Source organism: Devosia indica (genome assembly GCF_003056405.1).
Classification (GTDB): Bacteria; Pseudomonadota; Alphaproteobacteria; order Rhizobiales; family Devosiaceae; genus Devosia; species Devosia indica.
Genome location: NZ_PYVZ01000006.1, coordinates 41894 through 68223 on the forward strand (window position 1 = coordinate 41894; position 26330 = coordinate 68223).

Below are 26330 nucleotides of genomic sequence, written 5' to 3' on the forward strand. Positions count from 1 at the left end.
TGCGAGAAGCAACCCAGAACAGCAGGCAAAGCGGGCGCCTGCGGCATTCACGACAATTTCAAGCAACCGGCGGCGCCGATGTGGTATTGATTAACCATAGACCCGCGCCCAGACGCGGGGACAAGGGTGAGAACCCCTGAGCGAGGGAGGAAGGGCCCCCAAAGGCTCGCCTCCCCCGCGTTTTCGTTTACGCGAAGCGAACATCGGTCACACCTTCAAGCGCCTTGATGCCGCCGGCGACTTCGGCCGTGACGTTGTACTTGCCGGGCAGTTCGATCTCGTATTCGCGCGCCCCCCCATCCCGGATCACCACGAAATTGACCGTGCCATTGCCGCCGCGCTTGAGTTGCGCGCTGGTCGGGCCCAGGGCCTGAGGATCGGCAAGGAATACGGTCAATTGCCGGTCGATCCGCTCGGCCATGCCTTCAATGGGTTCAGCGGACATAAGGCGCACGCTGATGCCTTCGGCACGCTCATCGGCCCCGACCTGCAGAATGACCGAATTGCCTGGCTGCAGGATAGCGCCGAACTCGTTGATCTGCTCGGAAAAGGCAATGCACTCATAGGTGCCGCTCTGATCCGACAGGGTCAGGATCATCATCGGCGTGCCCTTACGTGTTCGCCTGTCGTTTCGCGAGGAAATCGTGCCAGCGAGGCGCCCTGCCCCGGCCCCGTCCTTCACGGCGCGTTCAAAGTCGCTCCAGCGTTGGACGCGAAGCTTTTCGAACAAGTCGGCATAGGCGTCGAGCGGATGGGCTGAAAGATGGAAGCCGATGGCCGCCAGTTCGCGATCGGCCCGTTCGGTTGAATTCCAGACCGCAACCCCGGTCGGCAGGCGGAATGGCTCTTCCTCCACGCCACCAAACAGCGAGACCTGGCCGGAGCTGCGATCGGCCGTGAGGGCCTGAGCCGTGCCGATGACGGATTCGACTGCGGCAAAGGCAATTTCCCGGCGCGGAACGAGACAATCGAATGCACCCGCATTGACCAGGGTTTCGAGCGTGCGCTTATTGAGCACGCGCGGATCTACGCGGCGGGCAAAGTCCCCCAGATCCTTGAAAGGCTGGTCGCCGCGCACTTCCACAATGTGCTCGGCCATGGCCCTGCCGACGCCCTTGACCGCCGAGAGGCCGTAATGGACCCGGTCATCCTTGACCGAAAACACCACCTCGGACTGGTTGACGCAGGGCGGGACCACCTCAATGCCCTTCTTGCCGGCCTCGCGCCGGAAGTCGGAGAGCTTGTCGGTCTGGGCCATATCGAGGGTCATTGAGGCCGCATAAAATTCGTGCGGGAAATGCTCCTTGAGATAAGCAGTCTGGTAGCTGACCCAGGCGTAGGCAGCAGCGTGGCTCTTGTTGAAGCCGTAATTGGCGAACTTGGCCAACAGGTCGAAGATTTCGTCGGCGAGCGCCGCACTCACCCCGTTGGGCCCCGCGCCCTCGCGGAAGCGGATGCGCTGGTTATCCATCTCCGCCTTGATCTTCTTGCCCATGGCGCGGCGCAGCATGTCGGCCTCGCCGAGCGAGTAGCCCGAGAGAAGCTGGGCGATCTGCATCACCTGCTCCTGATAGACGATGATGCCATAGGTCTCGTCCAGCACTTCGGACAGCGCTGGATGGGGGTAAACAACCTCCTCGGTGCCGTGCTTGCGGTTGATGAAGCTGGGAATATTGTCCATCGGGCCTGGCCGATAGAGCGCGTTCATGGCGATCAGGTCTTCGATGCGGTCGGGCTTGAGATCCATCAGTGCCCGGCGCATGCCCGCACTTTCAAACTGGAAGATGCCGTAGGTGTCGCCCCGCGCATACAGCTTGTAGGTGGCTGCGTCCTCGATATCGATGGCGTCGATATCGAGCTCGACGCCCCGCTGCTTCACCATGTCCACGGCATAGCGGATGGTAGTCAGGGTCTTGAGGCCCAGAAAATCGAACTTGACGAGGCCAGCCGGCTCGACCCATTTCAGGTTGTATTGGGTAACCGGCATGTCGGAGCGCGGATCGCGGTACAGCGGCAGCAGTTCCTGGAGGGGCCGGTCGCCGATGACAATACCGGCGGCATGGGTCGAGGCGTGGCGGAACAGGCCTTCGAGAGCCTTGGCGATCTCGACCAATTGCCCGACCGTCTCGTCCTCATCGGCCATCTGCTTGAACTGGGGCACCTCTTTCATGGTGCGCTCGATGGACCAGGGATCGGCCGGGTTGGCAGGCACGAGCTTGCAGATGCGGTCGACCTGGCCATAGGGCATCTGCAGCACGCGGCCGACGTCGCGCAGCACGGCGCGGGCCTGCAACGTTCCGAAGGTGATGATCTGGGCGACCTGGCTGGATCCGTATTTGTCCTGCACGTAGTCGATGACTTCCTCACGCCGATCCTGGCAGAAGTCGATATCGAAGTCGGGCATCGAGACGCGTTCGGGATTGAGGAAGCGCTCGAACAGCAGATTGTAGCGCAGGGGATCGAGGTCGGTGATGGTGGTGGCATAGGCCACCAGGGAGCCGGCGCCCGAGCCGCGCCCCGGCCCGACCGGGATATTGTGGGCCTTGGCCCATTGAATGAAGTCGGCCACGATCAGGAAGTAGCCGGGGAATTTCATCTTCTCGATGATACCCAGCTCGAAATCGAGCCGCTCGCGATATTCCTTCTCTTCCTTGCCCGGTGCCAGGCCGACGATTTCGAGGCGCTTGTCTAGACCCTCGACCGCGATCTTGCGCAGGGCGGCGGCCTCGGCGGCAACCACTTCGTCTTCGGTAGCGTGCGAGCCGGCGGCGAATTTGGGCAGGATCGGCCCGCGGGTGCGCGGACGGAACGCCACGCGCCTGGCGATCTCGATGGTCGAATCGAGGGCCTCGGGCAGGTCGGAGAACAGCTCGACCATCTCAGCGCGGGTCTTGAAATAATACTGGTCGTTGAGCTTGCGCCGCTCGGTCTGGGCGAGCACGGAACTGCCAGCGATGGCCAGCAGCGCGTCGTGGGCCTCATATTCCTTCTCGGTCTTGAAGAAGGGTTCGTTGGTGGCGACCAGCGGGATGCCCTTGCGATAGGCGTAGTCGACCAGACGCGGCTCGACCGTCGTCTCCATGGGCCGGCCGTGACGCTGCAATTCGATATAGAAGCGATCGCCGAACAGATCGGCCAGACGGTCCAGCCGGCGGGTTGCGTTGGCGTCCTGTCCGTTGGCAAAGGCCATGTCGATGCCGCCTTCGGGCCCGCCGGAGAGGCAGATGAGGCCCGAAAGGCTTTCGCGTGTCATCCAGTCCAGACTCGCCCGGGCCAGGCCGTCCTCGCCCTCAAGATAGGCGCGCGAGACCAGGCGCGAGAGATTGGAAAAGCCTGTTTCGGATTGCGCCATCAGGACGATGCTGGACTTGCCGGTCCAGGCGATATGCCCACGTTCGCTGACCCGTTCTTCGGCGGCGGCAAAATCGACGGCAAGTTCGACGCCAATCAGGGGCTGAATGCCCTTCTTGGCCGCTTTCTCGGAGAACTCCAAAGCGCCGAAGAGATTGTTGGTGTCGGCGATGCCGAGAGCCGGCTGTTCGTCTTCAGCGGCCAGCTTGAGAATGGTCTCAAGCTGCAATGCCCCTTCGAGCAGCGAAAAGGCGGAATGAACGTGAAGGTGAATGAAGCCAGGGCCGCGCATATGCATCTCCTGATCTGACCCTGCGGCACGGCTTGGCCGGGGTCAAACCGCCGTTGCGTCAATCCACAGCCGATCACACGATGTGGGTGATGATATCCATCCAGGTCAGCGAGCCGATGGTGAAGGCGCCCAGGGTAACGAAAGCGGCGAGGTCTTTGACAAAATCGAGCATTCTGGTCTCCCGTGTTTCTGTAATGTTCTTGTATATTCTCTTTTTGTTCTCGTCCAGACAGGAACAGCGGTGAAACCGGGGACAGCGGTTAATTGGTTAGGATTTCGTTAGGAGGTGTTTGGCGGGTGTTAAGATTCGGGACGTGCCGAAGATCCGGGTGACGCTGACGACCCCGGTTGCAGATGTGGACGTGTTCCGAGGCGCGTGCGTCTCAGTAAACTTAGATAAATAGAGACGTCGCCGCCTCGGAACACCGGGTTTCTCCTGCTGTCGTGGCCCCTATTGATCGCTCGTCGCAAGGTGGCCCAACCAGCAGGCAGGCTCTGGAGCGACCCAGCACCCAACCGGCTCCCCCCGCAAAAGTTCGCTGCAGTCCGTCCGACGCGGGAGTGATGGGGAGGAGTATGGGGGAGGTTTTGCAGGCGGGGATATCTTTTCAAACAGAAGGCACACCCCTTCCCAGCTTCGCTATGCCTGCCGGCTAAGCTACGCGACCTCCCCATCAAGGGGAGGTCGGCGCGGTATTTGGATTGGTATCGTGCCAAACGAAGATAACCCTTGCGGTCGTCTCAATTGTCCCGGCCCCATTGGAGCCAAGCGTTCGCTGCGCGAACCGCCTGCGAGGTCACCAGTTCGTTTCTTTATGCGCTTGCCCTGCGGCAAGCTTCAAAGACTGTGCGGCACCACCAGGCCGCCCTTGAGCGTGACAATGCGGTCGGCGCGGCGGGCGAGGTCGTGATTGTGGGTGGCGATGAGGGCGGCAGCGCCTTCGTTCTTGATCAGATCCTTGAGGGCCTCGAACACCAGGTCGCTGGTTTCGGGATCAAGATTGCCGGTCGGCTCGTCGGCCAGGATAACGCGGGGATGATTGGCGGCGGCACGGGCGATGGCAATGCGCTGCTGTTCACCTCCGGACAATTCGGCGGGGCGATGGGCCGCGCGGGGTGCTACGCCGAGCAGGTCGAGCAGTTCCATGGCCCTGGCCTCGGCCTTGTTCTGGTCATGACCGGCAATGAGCTGCGGCATAACCACATTTTCGAGCGCGGTGAACTCGGGCAGCAGGTGGTGGAACTGGTAGACATAGCCGACGGTCGAGCGCCGGAGCTGGGTGCGGGCCCGGTCACCAAGCTGGCTGGTGGGCTGGCCGATGATCTCGATCTCGCCGCCCTGGGGGGATTCGAGCAAGCCGCAGAGATGCAGCAGCGTGGACTTGCCGGCGCCCGACGGCGCGACGAGCGCGACCAGTTCGCCGCTTTCGACGGTCAGATCGGCGGCTTCCAGCACGCGAACGAGGCGCTCGCCTTCGCCATAGTGGCGATGGACGCCGGAGAGCTTGAGATGGGGTTTACTCATAACGCAGGGCCTCGACCGGGTCATATTGCGCGGCCCGCCAGGCGGGATAGAGCGTGGCCAGGAAGCTCAGGCCCAGGGCCATGCAGACCACCACGGTGACCTCCATGGGGTCAGTGCGGCTGGGGAGCGAGGAGAGGAAGAAGACTTCGGGCGGGAACAGGGTCACCCCGAGCAGATTGGAGATTGACGCACGCAAGGCCTCGGCATTGGCGGCGACAATCAGGCCGACAACAGTTCCCACCAGCGTACCAATGACGCCGATGGCGGTGCCGGTGATGGAGAAAATGCGCATGATGGCGCCACGGGTCGCGCCCATGGTGCGCAGCACGGCGATGTCGGCACCCTTGTCCTTCACCAGCATGATGAGGCTGGAGATGATGTTGAAGGCGGCCACGAGGATGATCATGGATAGAATGGTGAACATCACCACGCGCTCGACCTGAAGGGCCGAGAAGAAGGTTTCGTTGCGCTGCTGCCAGTCGGTCAGGACCAGCGGGCGGACGTCCGGCGCCGATTGCAGACGCTGGCGCATCAGGGACACTTCATCGGGATCGTCTATGAACACTTCGACGGCCGTGGCGCGGGGAACGCGTTCATAGGCGGCGTCGATTTCGGCGTCGCTGGCGAGCGGATCGAGCCGTTCCATGCCGGGCTTGAGGACCTCGTCGACCATGCGGAAATAGTCCTGCGCGGCCTCGAGCGGCATGTACATGAAGAAGCTGTCGAACTCGACCATGCCCAGATTGTAGATGGCGTTGACCGGGTAAGAGCGGATCTGCGGGGTCGAGCCGAAGGGCGTCATGGCGCCATCTGGATTGATGATCTGCACCTGATCACCGATGCCGAGGCCCAGCGTCTGGGCCAAGCGATAGCCGATGGCGACGCCCCGGCTGCCGTCCCACTGGTCGAAGCCGCCCTGCTCTGCCGAGTTGTAGAGCAGATCGAGCTTTTTGAGATTTTCCTCATCCATGCCGCGCACGGAAACGCCGGTGGACGAGCCGCGGCCGGAAGCCAGCACCTGGCCTTCGACGAAATATACGGCGAAGGAAACGCCATCGACCTGCTCAAGGGCGGCCACGGTTTCCTTGTAGTCGGTGAACTGGCTCTCGATGGGATGGGCGGTGAAATGACCGTTCAGGCCCAAGATCTTATCGAGCAGTTCGCCGCGGAAACCATTCATCACCGACATGACGACGATGAGGGTCGCCACGCCAATGGCCACGCCGACCATGGTGAGGCTGGCAATGACCGAGATGAAGGCTTCCTTGCGGCGGGCGCGCAGATAGCGCCCGGCGATCAACCATTCGAAGCGGGCGAATGGCCGGGTTGCCCGGCCTCCCCTCGGCATTGGCGCGCTGTCGGTCAAATGTCGGTCATCCGTTGGGGTTCGATCAGGCCCTTGAGACGCGCGACCGCCTCGGTGAGCGGCAGCGATTCGCGCTCGCCGGTCTTGCGATGCTTGATTTCAACTTCGCCCGATTTAAGGCCACGCGGCCCCAGGATGAGCTGATAGGGAATGCCGACCAGGTCAGCGGTGGCGAATTTGGAGCCGGCCGGCTGGTCGCGATCGTCATAGAGCATGTCGAGACCGGCGGCGGTCAGCTCGGCATAGAGCTTGTCGCAGGCCGCGTCGGTGTCGGCATCGCCGGCCTTGAGATTGATCAGGACGGCCTCGAAGGGCGCGACCGAAACCGGCCAGATGATGCCGTTTTCGTCGTGGCTGGCCTCGATGATGGCCGGCACGACGCGGGTCAGGCCGATGCCGTAGGAGCCCATATGCACGATGGTTTCCTTGCCATCCTGGCCGGTGACGCTGGCCTTCATGGGCTCGGAATATTTGGTGCCGAAATAGAAGATGTGTCCAACCTCGATGCCGCGGGCGGAAACGCGCTTGTCCTCGGGCACGGCGGCTTCGTATTCGCCCTGGTCGACCATTTCCTCGGTGGCGGCGTAGAGCGAGGTCCAGTCGTTGAAGATGGGCTTGAGGTCGCCCATGAAATCGGTGTCCTGGCCGGGAATGGGCTTGTCGAGCAGGTCGCGGTGGCAGAAGACCTGGCTTTCGCCGGTTTCGGCCAGGATGATCCATTCATGGCTGAGATCGCCGCCGATGGGGCCGGTATCGGCGCGCATGGGGATGGCGGTCAGGCCCATGCGGGCATAGGTGCGCAGATAGGCCACAAACATACGCTCATAGGCCTTGACCGCGTCTTCCTTGGTCAGGTCGAAACTGTAGGCATCCTTCATGAGGAATTCGCGGGAGCGCATGGTGCCAAAGCGCGGGCGCACCTCGTCGCGGAACTTCCACTGGATGTGGTAGAGATTAAGCGGCAGGTCCTTGTAGGACTTCACATAGGTGCGGAAGATGTCGGTGATCATCTCCTCATTGGTGGGACCATAGAGGAATTCGCGCTCGTGCCGGTCCTCAATGCGCAGCATCTCCTTGCCATAGGCGTCGTAGCGCCCCGATTCGCGCCAGAGATCGGCGGACTGGATGGTGGGCATGAGCAGCTCAATCGCGCCGGAGCGATTCTGCTCCTCCTCGATGATCTTCTGCACCTTCATCAGCACCTTGTAGCCGAGCGGCAGCCAGGAATAGAGGCCGGAGGCCTGCTGGCGGATCATGCCGGCGCGCAGCATCAGGCGGTGCGAAACGATCTCGGCTTCCTTGGGCACATCACGAAGCACCGGCAGAAAATAGCGGGAAAGGCGCATGGGAACTCCGACAAAAGGGCTTATTGGAGCATGTTCTTGTCGGAAAACCGGCAACCACTTTTCCGGAACATGCTCACGTCGACTCGCAGGATTTGTTGATGCACACTCAAATCGCAACCGTCCATTCGATGCAAGCATGCAAGCTATGCAGAATCTACTTGGCAGAGCGATTTTCTGTTGTTAGGGTCCGCCCCAATAAAACAAAGGTGGCCCAAACCGCCGGACGTCGACAACGTCAAGGGAGGAGCGTTGGCAGCCGCTTCGTAGCGCGCCTAAGACCAACGTATTGTCGAACAAACTCATTCCAGCAGGGCCTTGTGCCCTGCTTTTTTGTTTGAGGAACAATTTACTATGGTCGATGCCGCAACATTCACGCGAATTGCGTTGAGTCTGCCGGGGACGACCTCCGCGCCGCATTTCGACAGGGTCGCGTTCAAGGTGAAACGCACCTTTGCGACTCTGGCGGCCGACGGCCGGAGCGCCAATATCAAATTCACGCCAGAAGAGCAGGAATTGAAGTGCATGGTCGCGCCGGAGATATTCCGGGCCATCGACAATGGCTGGGGACGCCAAGGCTGGACGACCATGACCCTCGCATCGGCCAATGAGGCGGACATCGTAGCCGCGCTTGGGCTGGCCCATATGCACGCGGTGGCAAAGAAGTAGTGTCGGCACCATTGCGTTGAGTGGGCCCATTTTCCGCGACCGCGGAGACAGACAGGGACGCGCCCAGCAACAGCTATAATTGTGGAAGCGGCCCCTTACCGACCTACGCTTCGCTCCAGCCATCTCCCCCGAAAGGAGAGAGGAATACACGGCGCAGCGCCAGGAGAAGCGATGCTTCTCCACCCACGAAGTGCACGAGACCTCAGCGGTTCCAGTAGGCCTGCAGGGTTTCGTTGCTGAGGCCCCACAGCAGCAGGGCGGTAAACAGGGCCGCCAGCGCAGTGGTGATCAGCATCTTCGAGATCAGGCGCGGGGCAACCGGCGCGCCGGGATCGGAACCCGCGACGATTTCAGCCCCCTTTTCATGGTGGCTGTGACTGCCAATGGGCAGGACGGCCACAAAAGTGAGCCACCAGACCACGAAATAGACGGCGATGAGGGATCCGATTTGCATGGGGCTACCTAACGCGGAATTGGGGTCAGTGGGAAGTGGCGCGGTGTCGCGGCGGGAATCTCGCATAAGATCCGCTGTCACCCCCACCCCTACGCTAAGGACGCCAGGCGTCCAGCTTCGCTAGCCTCTCCAGAAGGGGGGAGACGATGAACACCGGCATCGCAACCTGCGCCTCCCTCCCCTCGATGGGGAGGGAATGAGGGTGGGGTGACGAACAAGCTGGATGATTTGCCTCTGCGCGTGACATCAGACCCGATGCACGAAGACCGAGACGTTGGGCTTGCGGCCCCAGAAGGCGTTGACCTCGTTGCGGATGGCCTTGAACAGGGCGGAGTTGAGCACTTCGGTGTCGCTGCGGCGCTTGGCGGGCATCGACTTGATGACGCCGGTGATGGTGTCTTCGATGAGGTCGGTGACCGATTCTTCGTCGGTTTCGGGCAGGCCTTCGACGACCAGATCGGGGCCGGAGACGACCTGGCCACCGCCATTGACGCAGAGGCTGACAATGACCATGCCGCCAAAGGACAGGCGGCGGCGGCCCTTTACGCCGCTTTCCTCGGGGGTGCAGAGCACCAGGCCATCGAGATAGAGTTCGCCGGTGCGCACTTCGGCCGGATAGGCCATGGGCTCGGGGAAGAGCCGGACCATATCGCCATTGCGGGCCTCGCAGACATTGGGAATGCCTTCTTCGCGGCCGAGCTTGGCGTGCGCCTGCAGATGTACCGATTCGCCGTGAACAGGCACCAGAACCTCGGGCTTGACCCAGGAATAGAGCTTTTGCAGTTCGCCGCGCCGGGGGTGGCCGGTGACATGAACAAGTGCGTCATTGGCGGTGATGAGTTCGACGCCCTTGTCGATCAGCAGGTTCTGAATGTCGATGACTTCGCGCTCATTGCCCGGAATGGCCCAGGACGAGAAGATCATGCGGTCGCCGGCATTGAGGTCGATCACCGGATGATCGCCGCGGGCGATACGGGCAATGGCGGCACGGGCCTCGCCCTGGCTACCGGTACAGATCAGCACACACTTGTCGCGCGGAATGGACTTATAGGCATCCTGGTCGTGCAGCGTCGGCAGGCCTTCGAGCATGCCCAGTTCGCGGGCAATGCCCATGATGCGGTGCAGCGAGCGACCCGAGAGGACCACTTCGCGGCCGGCCTTGTGGGCAGCGCGAACGATGGAGACCACGCGTCCGACATTTGAAGCGAAGGTGGTGACGGCGACGCGGTGCGGTGCATCGGCGATGAGCTTGGCGAGATTGTCGCCGACTTCCTGCTCGCTCGGGCTTTCGCCTTCCTTGGTGGCGTTGGTTGAATCGCAGATCAGGGCCAACGGTGTAGAGGTGTCCTCGCCAATCTTCTTGAGGCGATCAAAATTGGTTGGTGCGCTGATCACCGGGGTCGGATCGAGCTTCCAGTCGCCGGTATGCAGAGCGCGGCCAATTGGCGTGGTGATCAGGATGGCGTTCGATTCCGGGATCGAGTGCGCAACATTGATCGGCTCGATGGTGAACGGGCCGACGTCGAACGGTTTGCCCGGCTGCATGATGGTCACATCGACATTTTCAACGATCCCATCCCCTGCCCGCTTGGCGGCGAGCATGGCGGCCGTAAAGGGGGTCGCATAGACCGGCTTGTCAAAGACCGGCCAGAGGTCGAGCACGGCGCCGTAATGGTCTTCGTGGCTGTGGGTGAGGATCAGCGCCAGCACATCGTCGGCGTTCTCCTCGAGAAATTCGGGATTGGCCATGATCAGTTCGATGCCGGGCAGATCGGGACCGCCGAAGCTGACCCCGCAATCGACCACGATCCACTTGCGGCGATGGGCTGGGCCGAAGCCATAGGCGGCCATGTTCATGCCGATTTCGCCAACGCCGCCAAGCGGCACAAAGACGAGTTCATCCCTTTGGTTCTTAGCCATGGGTATTTTTCCTTTATCTGGCAGAACGCCGGACGATCTCAAGGTCGCCGGCCGCCCTGCCGTTTATGTTGTGGTCAGCTTCGGGCGCTGGCCGTTGCCCCAAAATGCACATCGCCTGCCGTGATCGGATGCCGCGCGCCGTCATCGTCGCGAATGATCAACCGACCCGAGGAGTCGATGGTTTCAAAAATGCCCCGGCGCACCACGCCGTCCTGGCTGATGGCCACCGGTGCGCCTATGCCTGCCGCTGCACCCCGCCAGCGGGTGAGAACCGCGCCGACGCCCTGACCATCGTTCCAGAGGCTGAAAGCGTCCACCCAGGCGTCGGACAGGGCCTCGAACACGTCTTCTGCCGAGCGCGCGACGCCCAGGGCCTGCAGCGAGGTTGCTGGATAAGGCACCCCTTCGGGCGCCGCAACCACATTGACGCCAATGCCGATGATGACGGCCTGGCGTCCATCGGCTGTCTTGGTGGTTTCGAGCAGGATGCCGGCCAATTTGGCACCGTCCGCCAGAACGTCGTTGGGCCATTTGAGCGCAATGCGCGACCGGCCATCGGCGCCGTCGGCCCCATCAATGCCGATGCGGACCATGCCGCCCGGCAGAATAGCGGAGAGACCGGCGTTGAGCGCCACGCCAGCCACAAAACCCAGCGTGGCGATGGTGTCAGGCGAAGCATCAGGCACAACCAGGAGGCTGGCGGCCAGATTGCCGTGGGGGCTGTGCCATTCCCTACCCCGGCGGCCACGGCCGGCCGTCTGTTGCAGAGCGGCAAACCAGATGCCGCCGGGATCGCCTGCGGCGGCCGAGGCCAACGCCTCGCTATTGGTTGAGCCGATGGAGTCAAAGCCCGCAAGCCGGTATCCGGCGTCACGGGCTTTTGCACCCAAGGCGAACCTTGCCACCTAGATCACCACATGCCCCGACGGGCATGTCCGGTGTGATCCAGGTGAAATATGATGCATCGGCTGACCGAAAACCGGCAACCACTTTTCGGACCGATGCACTAGAACAGGCTTCCGGCAGCTGTCTGCGCCCAGGAGGCGAGCGGATTGCCGACCGTGAAGTAGTAGGTGACAACCAGGAAGCCGGAGGCCGCCATGATGATGTTCAGCTCTCCGGGGACAGCGGCAAACTGCTTGATCGGTGCGTCGAAGAACATCACCTTGACCACGCGCAGATAGTAGAAGGCGCTGACGGCCGAGGCGAGCACGCCGATCACCGAAAGCACGTAGAGGTTGGCTTCGATAGCGGCCAGGAATACGTGCCACTTGGCAAAGAACCCGGCAAGCGGCGGCAGGCCGATCAGCGAGAACATGAGAATGGCCATGATGGCGGCCACGAAGGGCCGGGTCTGGGCTGCGCCAGCCAGATCATCGATGGTTTCGACATAGCCGGTGTCGGTGCGGAACGAAAGAAGGCAGGCAAACAGTCCCACGGTCATGGCCACATAGATCGCCATATAGATGGCGACGCCTTCCACCCCGACCTGGGTACCCGAAGACAGGCCCACAAGGGCAAAGCCGACATGGCCGATGGACGAATAGGCAATCAGGCGCTTGAGCGACTGCTGGCCGATGGCGGCAAAGGCGGCCAGAACCATGGAGGCAATCGAGAGGAAGATGACGATCTGCTGCCAGTCAGAGGTGATGGGCGCGAAGGTATCCATCACCAGACGGATCATCAGCGTCATCGCCGCCACCTTGGGCGCCATGGCAAAGAAGGCGGTAACCGGTGTGGGTGCGCCTTCATAAACGTCGGGCGTCCACATGTGGAACGGCACCGCCGAGATCTTGAAGGCAACACCAGCAAGCAGGAACACCACGCCGAAGATCAGGCCGACCGAGCGACCTTCATTTGCGATGGCAATGACGATCTCGCCCAGATTGGTATGGCCGGTGAAGCCATAGATCAGCGAGGCGCCGTAGAGCAGCAGGCCCGAAGACAGCGCGCCGAGCACGAAATACTTCAAGCCCGCCTCGGAAGCCCGTGGGTCATCGCGCTTGATCGCCGCCATGACATAGAGCGAGAGCGACTGCAGCTCGAGGCCGACATAAAGGCTCATCAGGTCGTTGGCGGACACCATGACCATCATGCCGAGCGTGGCGAGCAGCGCCAGCACGGAATACTCGTACTTGTGGACGCCGTTTTCCTCAGCATTGGACATGGCAAGGATAAGGGCCAGGCCGGCGCCGCCAATGACCAGTACCTTCATGAACCGGCCGAAGCTGTCGGCGATGAAGAGGCCATTGAAGATGACGCCGTCGGTCGGCTGAAGCATGACCAGCAGGCCGGTGGCGGCCAGCAGGCCCACGGCGAGCCAGGACACGAGCGCCGAGCGCTCCTTGTTGATCACCACGCCGACCAGCAAGAGCACGAGAATGCCCAATGCCATAAGCACTTCGGGATAGGCAGGAGCCAGGCTCGCGAAATCGGTAACGTCAGAGTTCACGTCAGTCTCCTAATGCGCAGCGGGCTCGGCCGCGTGGTCGTCGGCCGGCTGGGCCGCGCCTTCGGCAGGCGCGACATATTCAAGGGGGGCGCGGGCATCGGCCTGGGCCACGGCCGGATCAAGGCCATTGGCAGCCGAATATTGCGCGACCAGATTGTCGACCGCGGCGGCGGTCGTATCGAGGATCGGGGCCGGATAGAAGCCGAACACCACGGTGAGCACGATGAGCGGATAGAGCACCACCTTTTCGCGCAGGTTGAGATCGAGAATGCCCTTGAGGCTGTCCTTGGTGAGGGCGCCAAAGACCACCCGGCGGTAAAGCCAGAGGGCATAGCCGGCCGAGAAGATCACGCCGAAGGCCGCACCAAAGGCCACCCAGGTATTGACCTGGAAAACGCCGATCATGGTGAGGAATTCACCCACGAATCCCGATGTGCCCGGCAGGCCGACATTGGCCATGGTGAAGACCATGAAGGCAAAGGCATATTGCGGCATGCGCTCGACAAGGCCGCCATAGGCGGAGATCTCGCGGGTGTGCATGCGGTCATAAATGACGCCGACGCAGAGGAAGAGCGCGCCGGACACGATGCCGTGGCTGATCATCTGGAACATGGCGCCCTGGATGCCCAGAGCATTGCCGGCAAAGATGCCCATGGTGACAAAACCCATATGGGCCACCGACGAATAGGCAATCAGCTTCTTGATGTCGGTCTGCACCAGAGCGACCAGCGAGGTCAGAATGATGGCCGCGACCGAAAGCAGGAAGACGAAGTTGGCGAACTGGGCCGAAGCATCGGGGAACATGGGTAGCGAAAAGCGCAGGAAGCCGTAGCCGCCGAGCTTGAGCAGGATCGCGGCCAGGATGACCGAGCCGGCTGTCGGTGCTTGTACGTGGGCCTCAGGCAGCCAGCGATGGAAGGGCCACATGGGCATCTTGACCGCCAGCGAGGCAAAGAATGCCAGCCAGAGCCAGGTCTGCATGCCGACCGGGAAATCGTGGCCAAGCAGGCGGACGATATCGGTGGTGCCAGCGTCCCAATACATGCCCATCATGGCGAGCAACATCAGCACCGAGCCGATGAAGGTGTAGAAGAAGAACTTGTAGGCCGCCTGGATGCGGGCCGCGCCGCCCCAGATGCCGATGATGAGGAACATCGGCAGCAGGGTGCCTTCGAAGAAGACATAGAACATGGCCAGGTCGAGCGTGGTGAAAACGCCGATCATCAGCGTTTCGAGCACCAGGAACACGATCATGTATTCCTTGACGCGGGTCTCGACGTCCCAGCTCGCCAGGACAGCGGCGGGCATGAGCAGCGCGGTCAGCACGACAAAGAGCACCGAGATGCCGTCGACGCCGACGCGGTAGCCGATCGAGTCACCGATCCAGGGCATGTTGACCACGAACTGGAAGCCGGCGCTGGAGGCGTCGAAGGCCTGCCAGAGGGCCAGGGACAGTACGAAGACAACCAGGGTGGTGGCCAGTGCGATCCAGCGGATGGCGTTCAGCGCGGTCTTGGGCGTGAACAGCAGGATTGCCGCGCCGAAAACCGGCAGCCAGGTCAGGAGGGTGAGGATAGAGTTCTCAAAGGTCATCAGATCAGTCCCCCGGCCGCGATGGCCCAGGTCAACAGTGCCGCGATGCCGATGAGCATGGCGAAGGCATAGTGGTAGAGATAGCCGGACTGGAGCTTGACGACCCAGCTCGTGACGTTCTGGACACGACGGCCCAAGCCTTCGGCAATCTTGCCGTCGACCAGCCAGTCATCAAAGCCCTTCCAGACCGCATTGCCGATCCAGAGCGCAGGCTTGACGAAGATCGTGTTGTAGAGCTCGTCGAAGTACCACTTGTTGAGCAGGAACTGGTAGAGCCCCGGATTGGTCGCCGCGAGCCTGCCGGGCACGTCCGGGCGGCGGATATACATGTACCAGGCCGCAACGAAGCCGATGATCATAGCGATGGTCGCGCTCCACTTGACCCAGGTCGGGACATGATGGGCGTCTTCGATGATCTGGTGATCGACATAGATCGATCCGGCGAAGAAGTGCTCGATATGCTCCACGTCGTGGAAGAACATGCCGTAGAACACCACGCCGGCCAGCACCGCGCCGACGGCCAGCACATAGAGCGGCACCAGCATGACATTGGGCGACTCGTGCGCATTGTCATGGGCCGAACCATGATGCCCATGATCGGCGTGGTCATCATGGGCATGGTCATCATGTCCATGTGCCGCCTCGCGCGGGGTACCGTGGAAGGTCAGGTGCACCAGGCGCCAGGAATAGAAGCTGGTGAACAGCGCGGCCACGACCAGCAGCCAGAAGGCGAGCGAGCCGACATTGCCGCCGAACGCATAGGCGCTTTCGATGATAGCGTCCTTGGAGAAGAAGCCGGCGAAACCGAAATTGGTGCCCGGAATGCCGACACCGGTGAGTGCCAGTGTGCCGATCATCATCATGGCGTAGGTGATGGGGATCTTCTTGCGCAGGCCGCCCATGTTCCGCATGTCCTGCTCATGGTGCATCGCATGGATGACCGAGCCGGCGCCCAGGAACAGCAGGGCCTTGAAGAAGGCGTGGGTGAACAGGTGGAAGATACCGGCCGAATAGGCCCCGACGCCGAGTGCCACGAACATGTAGCCGAGCTGGGAACAGGTCGAATAGGCGATGACGCGCTTGATATCGTTCTGGACGAGGCCAACCGTTGCCGCAAAGAAGGCGGTGATGGCACCGATGACGATGACGACGGTCAAGGCGATCGGCGAGGTTTCGAACAGCGGCGACAGGCGCGCAACCATGAAAACTCCGGCCGTCACCATGGTGGCGGCGTGGATCAGCGCCGACACCGGGGTCGGGCCTTCCATGGCGTCCGGCAGCCAGGTGTGCAGCAGGAATTGCGCCGACTTGCCCATGGCACCCATGAACAGCAGCAGGCAGATAACCGTCATGGCATCGAGCTGCCAGGAGAGGAACTGGATTACGGGCAGGCCGGTGGCGGCGAACTCGTCGGCGGCGTGGAAGGCCCCGTCGAAATCGATGTGGCCCAGCACCAGGAAGGCGCCGAAAATGCCCAGGGCAAAGCCGAAGTCACCGACACGGTTGACGATGAAGGCCTTCATCGCCGCCGCCGTGGCGGAGGGCTTGGTGTACCAGAAGCCGATCAACAGATAGGAGGCCAGCCCCACGCCTTCCCAGCCGAAGAACATCTGCAGGAAGTTGTCGGCGGTCACCAGCATCAGCATGGCGAAGGTGAAGAGCGAGAGATAGGCGAAGAAGCGCGAGCGATGCGGATCTTCTTCCATGTAGCCAATGGAATAGAGGTGCACGAGCGCGGACACGGTGTTGACCACGACCAGCATGATGGCGGTCAGCGTGTCGACACGCAGGATCCAGCGCAGATCCATGTCACCAACCTGGATCCAACGCATCACCTCGACCTTGACCACGGCCGCGTGGCCATCGCCTACGGCGCCGACCAGGCCGTCACCAAAGGCAACGGGGATGAACACGATCCAGCTCAGCACGGCCGCGATGAGCAACAGACCGGTGGTGATGAACTCGGATGGCCGGTGGCCGATGGTGCGGCCGAGCAACCCGGCCACAAGCGCCCCGATGAGGGGCAGGAAGACAATCGCCTGAATGATCATAGCGGTGCTCTTAGCCCTTCATCATATTGACGTCTTCAACCGCGATCGTCCCGCGGTTGCGGTAGAAGATAACCAGGATCGCCAGACCAATGGCGGCCTCGGCGGCAGCCACGGTCAGGATCATCAGCGCAAAGACCTGACCCTGAAGGTCATTGAGATGCGCGCTGAAAGCCACCAGGTTGAGGTTCACCGCCAGCAGGATGAGTTCCACCGACATCAGGATGACGATGATGTTCTTGCGGTTGATGAAAATGCCGAACACGCCGAGCGTGAACAGGATTGCTGCTACGGTCAGGTAATGACCGAGCCCGATTTCCAGACCCATAGTAACCCCCTATAGCCCCTGACCGCTTTTGACTTTGACGTTGCGAACCGTCTCGCTGGGCTTGCGACCCAGTTGCGAGGCGGTGCTCTGCCGTTTGATGCCCGTCCGGTGCCGCAGCGTCAGCACGATGGCGCCGATCATGGCGACAAGCAGAACTGCAGCAGCCCCCTGGAACAGGAAGACGTAGCGCGTGTAGAGCACCAGCCCGAGCGCCCTTGTGTTGTCCATGGTAGCGTCGATCGGCAGCCCCCCGGCACCCACCACATCGGGCGCAATCACAAAGCTGCCGGCCACCAGCAGAAGTTCAAGAAAGAGGATAGCGCCGACCACCATGCCGATCGGTGCATAAGACAGCAAACCAGATTTCAGCTCGGCAAAATCCACGTCGATCATCATCACGACGAAGAGGAACAGCACGGCCACGGCGCCGACATAGACCACGATCAACAGCAGAGCGAGGAATTCGGCTCCGGCCAGCATGAACAGACCTGCTGCGTTGACGAAGGCCAGGATCAGGAACAGCACCGCATGCACGGGATTGCGCGCGGATATGACCATGAAGGCCGACGCCACGGTAATGGCGGAGAAGACGTAGAAGAAGAACAGCGGAAGGGTCATGCTCTTCCCTCTCAGCGATAAGGCGCGTCGGCGGCCAGATTGGCAGCGATTTCACGCTCCCACCGGTCGCCATTGGCAAGGAGCTTCTCCTTGGAGAAGTAGAGTTCCTCGCGCGTTTCTGTTGCGAACTCGAAATTCGGACCTTCGACGATGGCATCGACCGGGCAGGCTTCCTGGCAGAAGCCGCAATAGATGCACTTCACCATGTCGATGTCGTAGCGCACGGTCCGGCGGGTACCGTCATTCTGACGCGGGCCGGCCTCGATGGTGATGGCCTGGGCCGGGCAGATGGCTTCGCACAGCTTGCAGGCAATGCAGCGCTCTTCCCCATTGGGGTAGCGGCGCAGCGCATGTTCACCCCGGAAGCGCGGCGACACGGCGCCCTTTTCGAAGGGATAGTTGATGGTTGGCTTCGCCCCGAAGAAATAACGCATGGCCAGGAAGAAGGCCGTGACGAATTCGGTCAGCAGCAGCTTGTTGATCAGTTGTCCGGCGCGCATCAGGCGATACCCCCGTGCCAGCCCCAGCCGGTGAGCTGGAGAACAAAAGCGACGATCACGACCATGAGCAGGGAGAGCGGCAGGAACAGCTTCCAACCGATCCGCATGAGCTGGTCGTAGCGATAGCGGGGCACGATGGCCTTTGCCATGGCAAACATGAAGAAGACGAGACTTACCTTGATAAAGAACCAGATGACGCCCGGAATCCAGGTAAAGGGCGGCAGGTCAATCGGCGCTGCCCAACCACCCAGGAATAGGATGGTGGTCATGGCGCACATGAGCAGAATGGCGATGTACTCGCCCAGCATGAACAGCAGGTAGGGCGTCGAGGAGTATTCGGTCATGAACCCGGCAACCAGCTCGGATTCGCCTTCGACCATGTCGAAGGGTGGGCGGTTGGTTTCAGCCAGAGCCGAAATGTAGAACACTACGAACATCGGGAAAAGCGGCAACCAGAACCAGTTCAGGAACGAGAGCCACGGCACCCCCAGAGCATGGGCCAGGCCCATTTCAGACTGGGCGATGACGATGTCATTGAGGTTCAGCGAACCGACGCAGAGCAGCACGGTGATGATAACGAGACCGATGGAGACTTCGTAGGACACCATCTGGGCAGCGGCGCGCAGCGCACCGAAAAACGGGTATTTCGAGTTAGAGGCCCAGCCACCGATGATGACGCCATAGACGCCAAGCGAGGAAATACCGAGCAGGTAGAGAATACCGATATTGATATTGGCCATGGCCCAGCCATTGTCCACCGGCACAACGGCCCAGCCGGCCAAGGCCAGGGTCGCGGTAATCAGGGGCGCCAACAGGAAGAGCACCTTGTCAGCGCCGGCGGGAATGACCGCTTCCTTGACACCGAACTTGATCAGGTCGGCGAAGGATTGCAGCAGACCAAAGGGGCCGACAACGTTGGGACCACGGCGCATCTGCACGGCGGCCCAGACCTTGCGGTCGCCCAGAAGGATGAAGGCGGTGAAGATCAACAGGCCAACAAGCAGCGCGAGCGCTTTATAGACAAAGCCGATCTGCTCACCCCATCCAAGGAACGGGATGCCCAGCAGATAATCGAGGGCGGAGAGAATAAAGTCCATTGTGCTCCCCTACTCCGCCGCCTGCCGCAAACCAGCGGCCATCTGGGCGCATTCAGCCATTGTGGCCGAGGCGCGGGCAATCGGATTGCTGAGATAGAAGTCTGCGACCGGCGACACGAAGGGCGCAGACTTGGTCTTGATGGCGGCTTTGCCGAGCTTGGCGATTTCCGCTGCCGAGCCGGGTGCGATTTCATCGATGCGCGCCAGATGCGGGAACTCCGCATAGAGCGCGGCACGGAGCTGGGCCAGCGAATTGTAAGCCAGCGGCTTGCCGATGGCGCCCGAAAGGGCACGAATGATGGCCCAGTCTTCCCTGGCATCGCCCGGCGGGAACACGGCACGGGTGGTGACCTGCACGCGCCCCTCGGTGTTCACATAGGTGCCGGACTTTTCCGTATAGGTCGCGGCCGGCAGGATGACGTCGGCGCGGTGTGCGCCCTTGTCGCCATGCGAGCCGATATAGACCACAAAGGCCTTGCCCATCGCGGTCATGTCGTATTCGTCGGCACCGAGCAGGAAGAGAACATCGAGTTCACCCTTGCCAGCCAGAGCGATCTGGTCGGCCGAGCAGACGCCGCCGTCATGCGGCACGAAACCGATATCGAGCCCACCCACACGGCTGGCCGCATTGTGCAGCAGGGCAAAGCCGTTCCAGTCGCCTTCGACATTGGTGCCAGTGGCGAGCTTGGCGGCGAGTGCGATGGTGTCGCGGCCGGCCTGCTTGCCGAGATCGGCATGCGAAACAGCGCCTTCGCCCACAATGATCAGGGGGCGCTTGGCGTTCTTGAGGGTTTCGGCAAAGGCACCCTTGCCAGCGGCAAGATCGGCCAGGGTTTCGAAGCCTGAACCGAGATAATCGTAAGCGTATGTGAGATCAGCCTGCTCGCCGATGACGGCGATGGGCAGGTTGGTGGCGCGCCAGGTCTTGCGGATGCGCGCATTGATCAGCGACGCTTCCTTGCGCGGGTTGGCGCCGATGATGAGGATGGCGTCGGCCTGCTCGATCCCGGCAATGGTCGGGTTGAACAGATAGGCCGAGCGCGGCATGGACGGATCGATGCCCGACATGGCGGGGCGCACATCAGTCATGCCCGAACCGATCGAGGCGAGCAGGCCCTTGAGGGCATACATTTCCTCGACAGCGGCGAGATCACCGGCAATGGCGCCGACCTTGCTGCCGGCCTTCTTAACCTTGGTGGCAACCGCGGCGAGTGCCTCTTCCCAGGTGGCGGCCTGCAACTTGCCCGACTTGCGCACATAGGGGCGGTCCAGGCGCTGGCTCTTCAAACCATCCCAGATGAAGCGGGTCTTGTCCGAGATCCACTCTTCGTTGATGGCCTCGTTGATCCGCGGCAGAACGCGCATGACTTCGCGGCCACGGCTATCGACGCGGATGGCCGAACCGACAGCGTCCATCACGTCGATGGATTCGGTCTTGGTGAGCTCCCAGGGGCGGGCGTTGAAGGCGTAGGGCTTGGACGTCAGCGCACCGACCGGGCAAAGGTCGATGACATTGCCCTGCAATTCGCTGGTCAGCGCACGCTCGAGATAAGGCGTGATTTCGGCGTCTTCGCCGCGACCCAAGAGGCCCAGTTCGGAAATGCCGGCGACTTCGGTGGTGAAGCGAACGCAGCGCGTGCAGTGAATGCAGCGGTTCATCACCGTTTTGATCAGCGGGCCCATATATTTGTCTTCGACGGCGCGCTTGTTTTCAGCGAAACGCGAGCCGGAAACGCCATAGGCCATGGCCTGATCCTGCAGATCGCACTCGCCGCCCTGATCGCAGATCGGGCAATCGAGCGGGTGGTTGATCAGCAGGAATTCCATCACGCCTTCGCGGGCCTTTTTGACCATGGGCGTGTTGGTGAACATTTCGGGCGGTTCGCCGTTCGGGCCGGGACGCAGATCCTTGACCGACATGGCGCACGACGCCTGCGGCTTTGGCGGGCCACCCTTCACCTCAACCAGACACATGCGGCAATTGCCGGCGACCGACAGGCGCTCATGGTAGCAAAAGCGCGGAATTTCAGCGCCGGCAGCCTCGGCAGCCTGCATCAGGGTGTAGTGATCGGGGACTTCGATGAGCTGCCCGTCGACTTTGAGATTTGCCATGGTCTCTTACTCCGCCGCGATCGACGGAACGGCGCCGTCGCTGGTGGATGAATAGGTGTATTGCTCGATCCGCGCCTCAATGGTGGGGCGGAAGTTGCGGATCAGGCCCTGGATCGGCCAAGCTGCCGCGTCGCCAAGGGCACAGATGGTGTGGCCTTCGATCTGCTTGGTCACTTCGAACAGCATGTCGATTTCGCGCTTCTGGGCGCGGCCCTGAACCATGCGTTCCATGACGCGCATCATCCAGCCGGTGCCTTCGCGGCACGGCGTGCACTGGCCGCAGCTCTCGTGCTTGAAAAAGGCCGAGATGCGCCAAATGGCTTTGATGATGTCGGTGGACTTATCCATGATGATCATGCCGCCGGTGCCAAAAGACGACTTCTTTTCGCGCATGCCGTCGAAGTCCATGATGGCGTCCATCATGTCCTCGCCCTTGACGACGGGGCACGAAGCGCCGCCGGGGATGACGGCGAGCAGATTGTCCCAGCCGCCGCGAATGCCGCCGCAATGCTTTTCGATGATGTCCTTGAAGCTTTCGCCCAGGGCTTCCTCGAAGGTGGCCGGCTTGTTCACATGGCCCGAGACCATGAAGAGCTTGGTGCCGACATTGTTCGGGCGGCCGATGGAGGAGAACCAGGCGCCCGAGCGGCGCAGGATTTCGGGCACAACGGCGATGGATTCGACATTGTTGACGGTGGTCGGATTGCCATAGACGCCCATGCCGGCCGGGAAAGGCGGCTTGAGGCGCGGCTGGCCCTTCTTGCCTTCCAGCGATTCCATCAGCGCGGTTTCTTCGCCGCAGATGTAGGCGCCGGCGCCGTGATGGACGATGATGTCCAGGTCCCAGCCGTGGATATTGTCCTTGCCGATCAGCTTGGCGTCATAGGCTTCCTGAACGGCCTCTTCCAGGCGCTGGCGTTCACGGACGAACTCGCCGCGCACATAGATGAAGGCCAGATGCGCATCCATGGCGCGGCAGGCCAGAAGGCAGCCTTCGATCAGGTGGTGCGGATCGTGGCGCAGGATTTCGCGGTCCTTGCAGGTGCCGGGCTCGGATTCGTCGGCGTTGACCAGCAGGTAATGCGGGCGTCCGTCGGACTGCTTGGGCATGAAGGACCATTTCAGGCCCGTCGGGAAGCCGGCGCCGCCACGGCCACGCAGGCCGGACGATTTGACTTCATTGGTGATCCAGTCGCGTCCGGAATCGATGAATTCCTTGGTTCCAACCCAAGAGCCGCGCTCGCGCGCGCCGTCCAGCCGCCAATCGTGGTGGCCATAGAGATTGGTGAAAATGCGATCCTTGTCAGCGAGCATGATCAGCTTTTCCGCTTCAGCAAAAAGACAAACCAGGCAGCGATACCGATCGCTGCCCCCACCGCCGCAGCCACGAAGCTGGGCAGTGCGATATTGAGAACCATTTCAAAACCGGTGACGATGAACGTGCCCAGCACCGCATAGACCACGCCAACGGCGTAGTCCGCGATCGTCAAAGCCCGAAAATCGATGCCACCAATGGTCATTTAGCGCGGGTCCTTCCCGAAGACCTTGCGATATTCCTCGGCGCCGCCCTTGGCCAGTGCCTTGGCCTGCTTGAGCCAGTCGTCCCGCTCGATACGACCCTTGAAGTTCAGGACCTCGTCGACACGGGTAATGTCGGCCTTCTTGAACTTTGCGACCTGGTCATAGCGCGTGATGCCCAGGGCATTGAGTTTGCGCTCGATCACCGGACCGACGCCCGAGATCAGCTTCAGATCATCAGCAGGGCCTTCGGGACGCTCGAACAAGGGCGTCAGTTCGCCCCCCTTCTCGGCGGTCGGGGTGACTTCCCTGGGATTGGCCGCAGGGGCCTTTGCCACGGGCTTTGACTTCTTGACCGAAGACGATGCGCCGCCCTCTGCGGGCTCAGCGGCCTTCTTCTTGCCTACCGCCTTGCCGTCGTCCACAGCTTCGGCGTGGGACTCGGCGCCGGTGGCACCTTCGCGCATGGCAGTGTTCGGCTTACCGGTGGCCTTGGCCGCGGAATCGGCCGATTTGCGTTCGGCTTCGGCCTTGGCCTGGCTGACCTTGGCTTTCTTCGGGGTGCCCTTGATGGCCGGCGCGTTCTCGGCGGCCACATCCTTGGGCTTTGCAGCAGTGTCGGGCTCAGTCTTGGCTGCCGGTGCAGCAGCGGGTGCCGCTTCTGCCTCGGGCGACGGTGGCGGCACGAACTTTTCGCGCTTGGCTGTCGGCTGCTCGAGCAATGTGGTGCGACCGCCGATGGCAGCAGACGTCATGCGATCGATCTGTGGGCCGGGGGCAATCGTGTCACCCTTGCCAGCAGCGAAGGCATCCACGATCTCTTCCATGCGCTCGGGTGTCAGGTCTTCGTAAACGTCGTGGTAGATCATCACCATGGGGGCGTTCACGCAGGCGCCGAGGCACTCGACTTCTTCCCAGCTCATGGTGCCATCTTCATTGAGATGATGCGGCTCGGGATGGATCTTGTTCTTGCAGACCTCGATCAGCCCCTCAGCCCCACGCAGCATGCAGGGCGTTGTGCCACAGACCTGAATATGGGCGTTCTTGCCCACGGGCTGGAGCTGGAACTGGGTGTAGAAGGTCGCCACTTCGAGCACGCGGATATAGGGCATATCCAGCATCTCGGCGACCTTTTCGATGGTCGCACGGGTGACCCAGCCATCCTGATCCTGCGCACGCATGAGCAGCGGAATGACGGCGGATTGCTGACGACCGGCCGGGTAAAGCGCGATGCGCTTTTCGGCCCAGGCCTGATTTTCAGCATTGAACGCAAAGCTCGCCGGCTGCACCGACTCGTCTGCAAGGCGTCGCGTAGACATCAGCGATCCACCTCTCCGAACACAATATCAATTGACCCCAGGATCGCGGTCACGTCTGCCAGCATGTGTTTGCGGCAAAGGTAGTCCATGGCGCTGAGATGGGCAAAGCCCGGCGCACGGATGTGGCAGCGATAGGGCTTATTGGTGCCATCGGACACCAGATAGACGCCAAACTCACCCTTGGGGGCTTCGACGGCAGCGTAGATCTCGCCAGCCGGCACCTTGTAGCCTTCGGTGTAGAGCTTGAAGTGGTGGATGAGCGCCTCCATGGACTGCTTCATCTCACCGCGCTTGGGCGGAACCACCTTGCCGTCCGTTGAGGCCACCGGGCCCTTACCGTCCGGTGCATTCAACTTCTTCACGCACTGGCGCATGATTTCGTTGGCCTGGCGCATCTCTTCCATGCGGATCAGGTAGCGGTCATAGCAATCGCCATTGGAGCCAACAGGAATGTCGAACTCCATTTCGGCATAGGCGTCATAAGGCTGGCTCTTGCGCAGATCCCAAGCCGCGCCGGACGCGCGCACCATGACCCCAGAGAACCCACGCCCCCAAGCCTCTTCGAGCGGCACGACGCCAATATCGACATTGCGCTGCTTGAAGATGCGATTGCCGGTGAGCAGCGTATCAATGTCCTTGAGGGCGGCCGGGAACTCGTCGCAGAACACGGCGATATCGTCGATCAGCGCCTGCGGGAGATCCTGGTGGACTCCGCCGGGGCGGAAATAGGCAGCATGCATACGAGCGCCAGATGCGCGCTCATAGAAGACCATGAGCTTTTCGCGCTGCTCAAAGCCCCACAGCGGCGGGGTAAGCGCGCCAATATCCATGGCCTGGGTGGTCACGTTCATCAAATGCGCCAGAAGGCGGCCAATTTCGGCATAAAGCACGCGGATGAGCTGGCCACGACGAGGCACCTCAAGCCCGAGCATGCGTTCGACAGCCAGGGCAAAGGCGTGCTCCTGATTCATCGGCGCCACATAGTCGAGGCGGTCGAAATAGGGAACGGCCTGCAGATAAGTCTTGTACTCGATCAGCTTTTCAGTGCCGCGATGCAGCAGCCCGACATGCGGGTCGACGCGCTCGACCAGCTCGCCATCGAGCTCAAGGATCATGCGCAGCACACCGTGTGCCGAAGGGTGCACGGGGCCAAAGTTCAGAGTGAAGTTGCGAACGTCGACTTCAGACATCAGTTCTTCGCCTTCTCGTCACCCGGCAGCACGTAATCCGTACCCTCCCAAGGCGACAAATAATCAAACGAGCGGAATTCCTGAGCCAGGGTTACTGGCTCATAGACCACGCGCTTGCGCTCTTCGTCGTAGCGCACCTCGACGAACCCGGTCAGCGGGAAATCCTTACGCAGGGGGTGACCGTCAAAGCCATAGTCCGTCAGGATCCGGCGCAGATCGGGGTGGCCGGAGAAAAGGACACCGTAGAGATCATAGACCTCACGCTCGAACCAGTTGGCGCCGGCAAAGACATCGCAGATGGAGGGAACGGGCGTCACATCATCGGCTTCCAGCTTGACCCGGATGCGATGATTCAAGTGCGGGCTCAGGAAGTGATAGACCACATCGAAGCGGAACTCGCGCGCAGGATAATCCGCGCCGCAAACATCGACAAAGCTGATGAAACGGCATTTCGGATCATCGCGCAGGAATGTCGCCACATTGACGATAGAATCACGCGCAACAGTGACGGTCAGGTCACCATAAGCCACTTCAAAGCCCAGGACAGCATCACCCAGGGACGCCGCGACATGCTCGCCAAGCGTCACCAGCGGGTCGACAGCAATCGGCTCGACAACAGTTTCGTCCATGCCCCT

Annotated in this window: 21 protein-coding genes; 1 reads left to right on the plus strand and 20 read right to left on the minus strand. The window is 61.6% G+C overall.

Annotated elements, in window-relative coordinates; genetic code table 11:
* Window positions 1-187: 187 nt before the first annotated feature.
* The 4 genes from dnaE to proS form a co-directional block, all read right to left on the minus strand.
* Entirely contained in the window at window positions 188-3643 is a 3456-nt protein-coding gene (gene dnaE / locus DDE76_RS07630) for a DNA polymerase III subunit alpha (RefSeq protein ID WP_104895048.1), read from the minus strand.
* An 838-nt stretch (window positions 3644-4481) separates the two neighbouring features.
* Window positions 4482-5168, minus strand: coding sequence for an ABC transporter ATP-binding protein (locus DDE76_RS07635; protein ID WP_104894415.1), 687 nt, complete (start codon window positions 5166-5168; stop codon window positions 4482-4484).
* A complete protein-coding gene (locus DDE76_RS07640; protein WP_104894416.1) occupies window positions 5161-6516 on the minus strand; it encodes an ABC transporter permease in 1356 nt (451 codons plus the stop codon). Before DDE76_RS07640 ends, DDE76_RS07635 begins: the two co-directional genes overlap by 8 nt.
* Window positions 6517-6530: 14 nt before the next feature.
* Entirely contained in the window at window positions 6531-7880 is a 1350-nt protein-coding gene (gene proS, locus DDE76_RS07645) for a proline--tRNA ligase (protein WP_104894417.1), read from the minus strand.
* A gap of 351 nt (window positions 7881-8231) precedes the next feature.
* Here proS and DDE76_RS07650 point away from each other — a divergent pair, with 351 nt between their 5' ends.
* Window positions 8232-8546 carry an MmcQ/YjbR family DNA-binding protein gene (locus DDE76_RS07650; RefSeq protein WP_104894418.1) on the plus strand — a complete coding sequence of 105 codons (315 nt, stop codon included), beginning with the start codon at window positions 8232-8234 and terminating at the stop codon, window positions 8544-8546.
* A 202-nt stretch (window positions 8547-8748) separates the two neighbouring features.
* Here the strand turns inward: DDE76_RS07650 and DDE76_RS07655 are convergent, their stop codons facing one another.
* From DDE76_RS07655 to DDE76_RS07730, 16 genes are all read right to left on the minus strand, one after another.
* Window positions 8749-9000 (minus strand): DUF1467 family protein, encoded by a 252-nt coding sequence (locus DDE76_RS07655; protein ID WP_104894419.1) that lies wholly within the window; start codon window positions 8998-9000, stop codon window positions 8749-8751.
* A 246-nt stretch (window positions 9001-9246) separates the two neighbouring features.
* Window positions 9247-10920, minus strand: coding sequence for a ribonuclease J (locus tag DDE76_RS07660; RefSeq protein WP_104894420.1), 1674 nt, complete (start codon window positions 10918-10920; stop codon window positions 9247-9249).
* Window positions 10921-10994: 74 nt separating this feature from the next.
* Entirely contained in the window at window positions 10995-11825 is an 831-nt protein-coding gene (locus DDE76_RS07665; protein ID WP_104894421.1) for a biotin--[acetyl-CoA-carboxylase] ligase, read from the minus strand.
* Between the two features lie 101 nt (window positions 11826-11926).
* Window positions 11927-13372, minus strand: a complete 1446-nt coding sequence (gene nuoN / locus DDE76_RS07670; protein WP_104894422.1) for an NADH-quinone oxidoreductase subunit NuoN — start codon at window positions 13370-13372, stop codon at window positions 11927-11929.
* 9 nt (window positions 13373-13381) lie between these two features.
* Complete coding sequence (locus DDE76_RS07675) at window positions 13382-14965, minus strand: NADH-quinone oxidoreductase subunit M (RefSeq protein WP_104894423.1); 1584 nt, start codon at window positions 14963-14965, stop codon at window positions 13382-13384.
* Complete coding sequence (gene nuoL, locus DDE76_RS07680) at window positions 14965-17016, minus strand: NADH-quinone oxidoreductase subunit L (RefSeq protein WP_104894424.1); 2052 nt, start codon at window positions 17014-17016, stop codon at window positions 14965-14967. The genes DDE76_RS07675 and nuoL overlap by 1 nt, the downstream gene beginning before the upstream one ends.
* Window positions 17017-17026: 10 nt before the next feature.
* Window positions 17027-17335 carry an NADH-quinone oxidoreductase subunit NuoK gene (gene nuoK, locus DDE76_RS07685; RefSeq protein ID WP_086470809.1) on the minus strand — a complete coding sequence of 103 codons (309 nt, stop codon included), beginning with the start codon at window positions 17333-17335 and terminating at the stop codon, window positions 17027-17029.
* A 15-nt stretch (window positions 17336-17350) separates the two neighbouring features.
* A complete protein-coding gene (locus tag DDE76_RS07690; protein ID WP_104894425.1) occupies window positions 17351-17959 on the minus strand; it encodes an NADH-quinone oxidoreductase subunit J in 609 nt (202 codons plus the stop codon).
* A gap of 11 nt (window positions 17960-17970) precedes the next feature.
* Window positions 17971-18459, minus strand: coding sequence for an NADH-quinone oxidoreductase subunit NuoI (gene nuoI, locus DDE76_RS07695; RefSeq protein WP_104894426.1), 489 nt, complete (start codon window positions 18457-18459; stop codon window positions 17971-17973).
* Complete coding sequence (gene nuoH, locus DDE76_RS07700) at window positions 18459-19556, minus strand: NADH-quinone oxidoreductase subunit NuoH (protein WP_104894427.1); 1098 nt, start codon at window positions 19554-19556, stop codon at window positions 18459-18461. The genes nuoI and nuoH overlap by 1 nt, the downstream gene beginning before the upstream one ends.
* Before the next feature lie 9 nt (window positions 19557-19565).
* Complete coding sequence (gene nuoG, locus DDE76_RS07705; RefSeq protein WP_104894428.1) at window positions 19566-21668, minus strand: NADH-quinone oxidoreductase subunit NuoG; 2103 nt, start codon at window positions 21666-21668, stop codon at window positions 19566-19568.
* A gap of 6 nt (window positions 21669-21674) precedes the next feature.
* The gene (nuoF, locus tag DDE76_RS07710) at window positions 21675-22982 is read right to left on the minus strand and encodes an NADH-quinone oxidoreductase subunit NuoF (RefSeq protein WP_104894429.1); all 1308 of its coding nucleotides are present in this window, start codon (window positions 22980-22982) and stop codon (window positions 21675-21677) included.
* 2 nt (window positions 22983-22984) lie between these two features.
* A complete protein-coding gene (locus DDE76_RS07715; protein WP_104894430.1) occupies window positions 22985-23188 on the minus strand; it encodes a hypothetical protein in 204 nt (67 codons plus the stop codon).
* Complete coding sequence (locus DDE76_RS07720; RefSeq protein WP_104894431.1) at window positions 23189-24505, minus strand: NADH-quinone oxidoreductase subunit E; 1317 nt, start codon at window positions 24503-24505, stop codon at window positions 23189-23191. It lies immediately after the preceding gene.
* On the minus strand, window positions 24505-25695 hold the full coding sequence (locus tag DDE76_RS07725) for an NADH-quinone oxidoreductase subunit D (protein ID WP_104894432.1): 1191 nt from the start codon (window positions 25693-25695) through the stop codon (window positions 24505-24507). Before DDE76_RS07725 ends, DDE76_RS07720 begins: the two co-directional genes overlap by 1 nt.
* Window positions 25695-26324, minus strand: coding sequence for an NADH-quinone oxidoreductase subunit C (locus tag DDE76_RS07730; protein ID WP_104894433.1), 630 nt, complete (start codon window positions 26322-26324; stop codon window positions 25695-25697). The genes DDE76_RS07725 and DDE76_RS07730 overlap by 1 nt, the downstream gene beginning before the upstream one ends.
* Window positions 26325-26330: the final 6 nt, after the last annotated feature.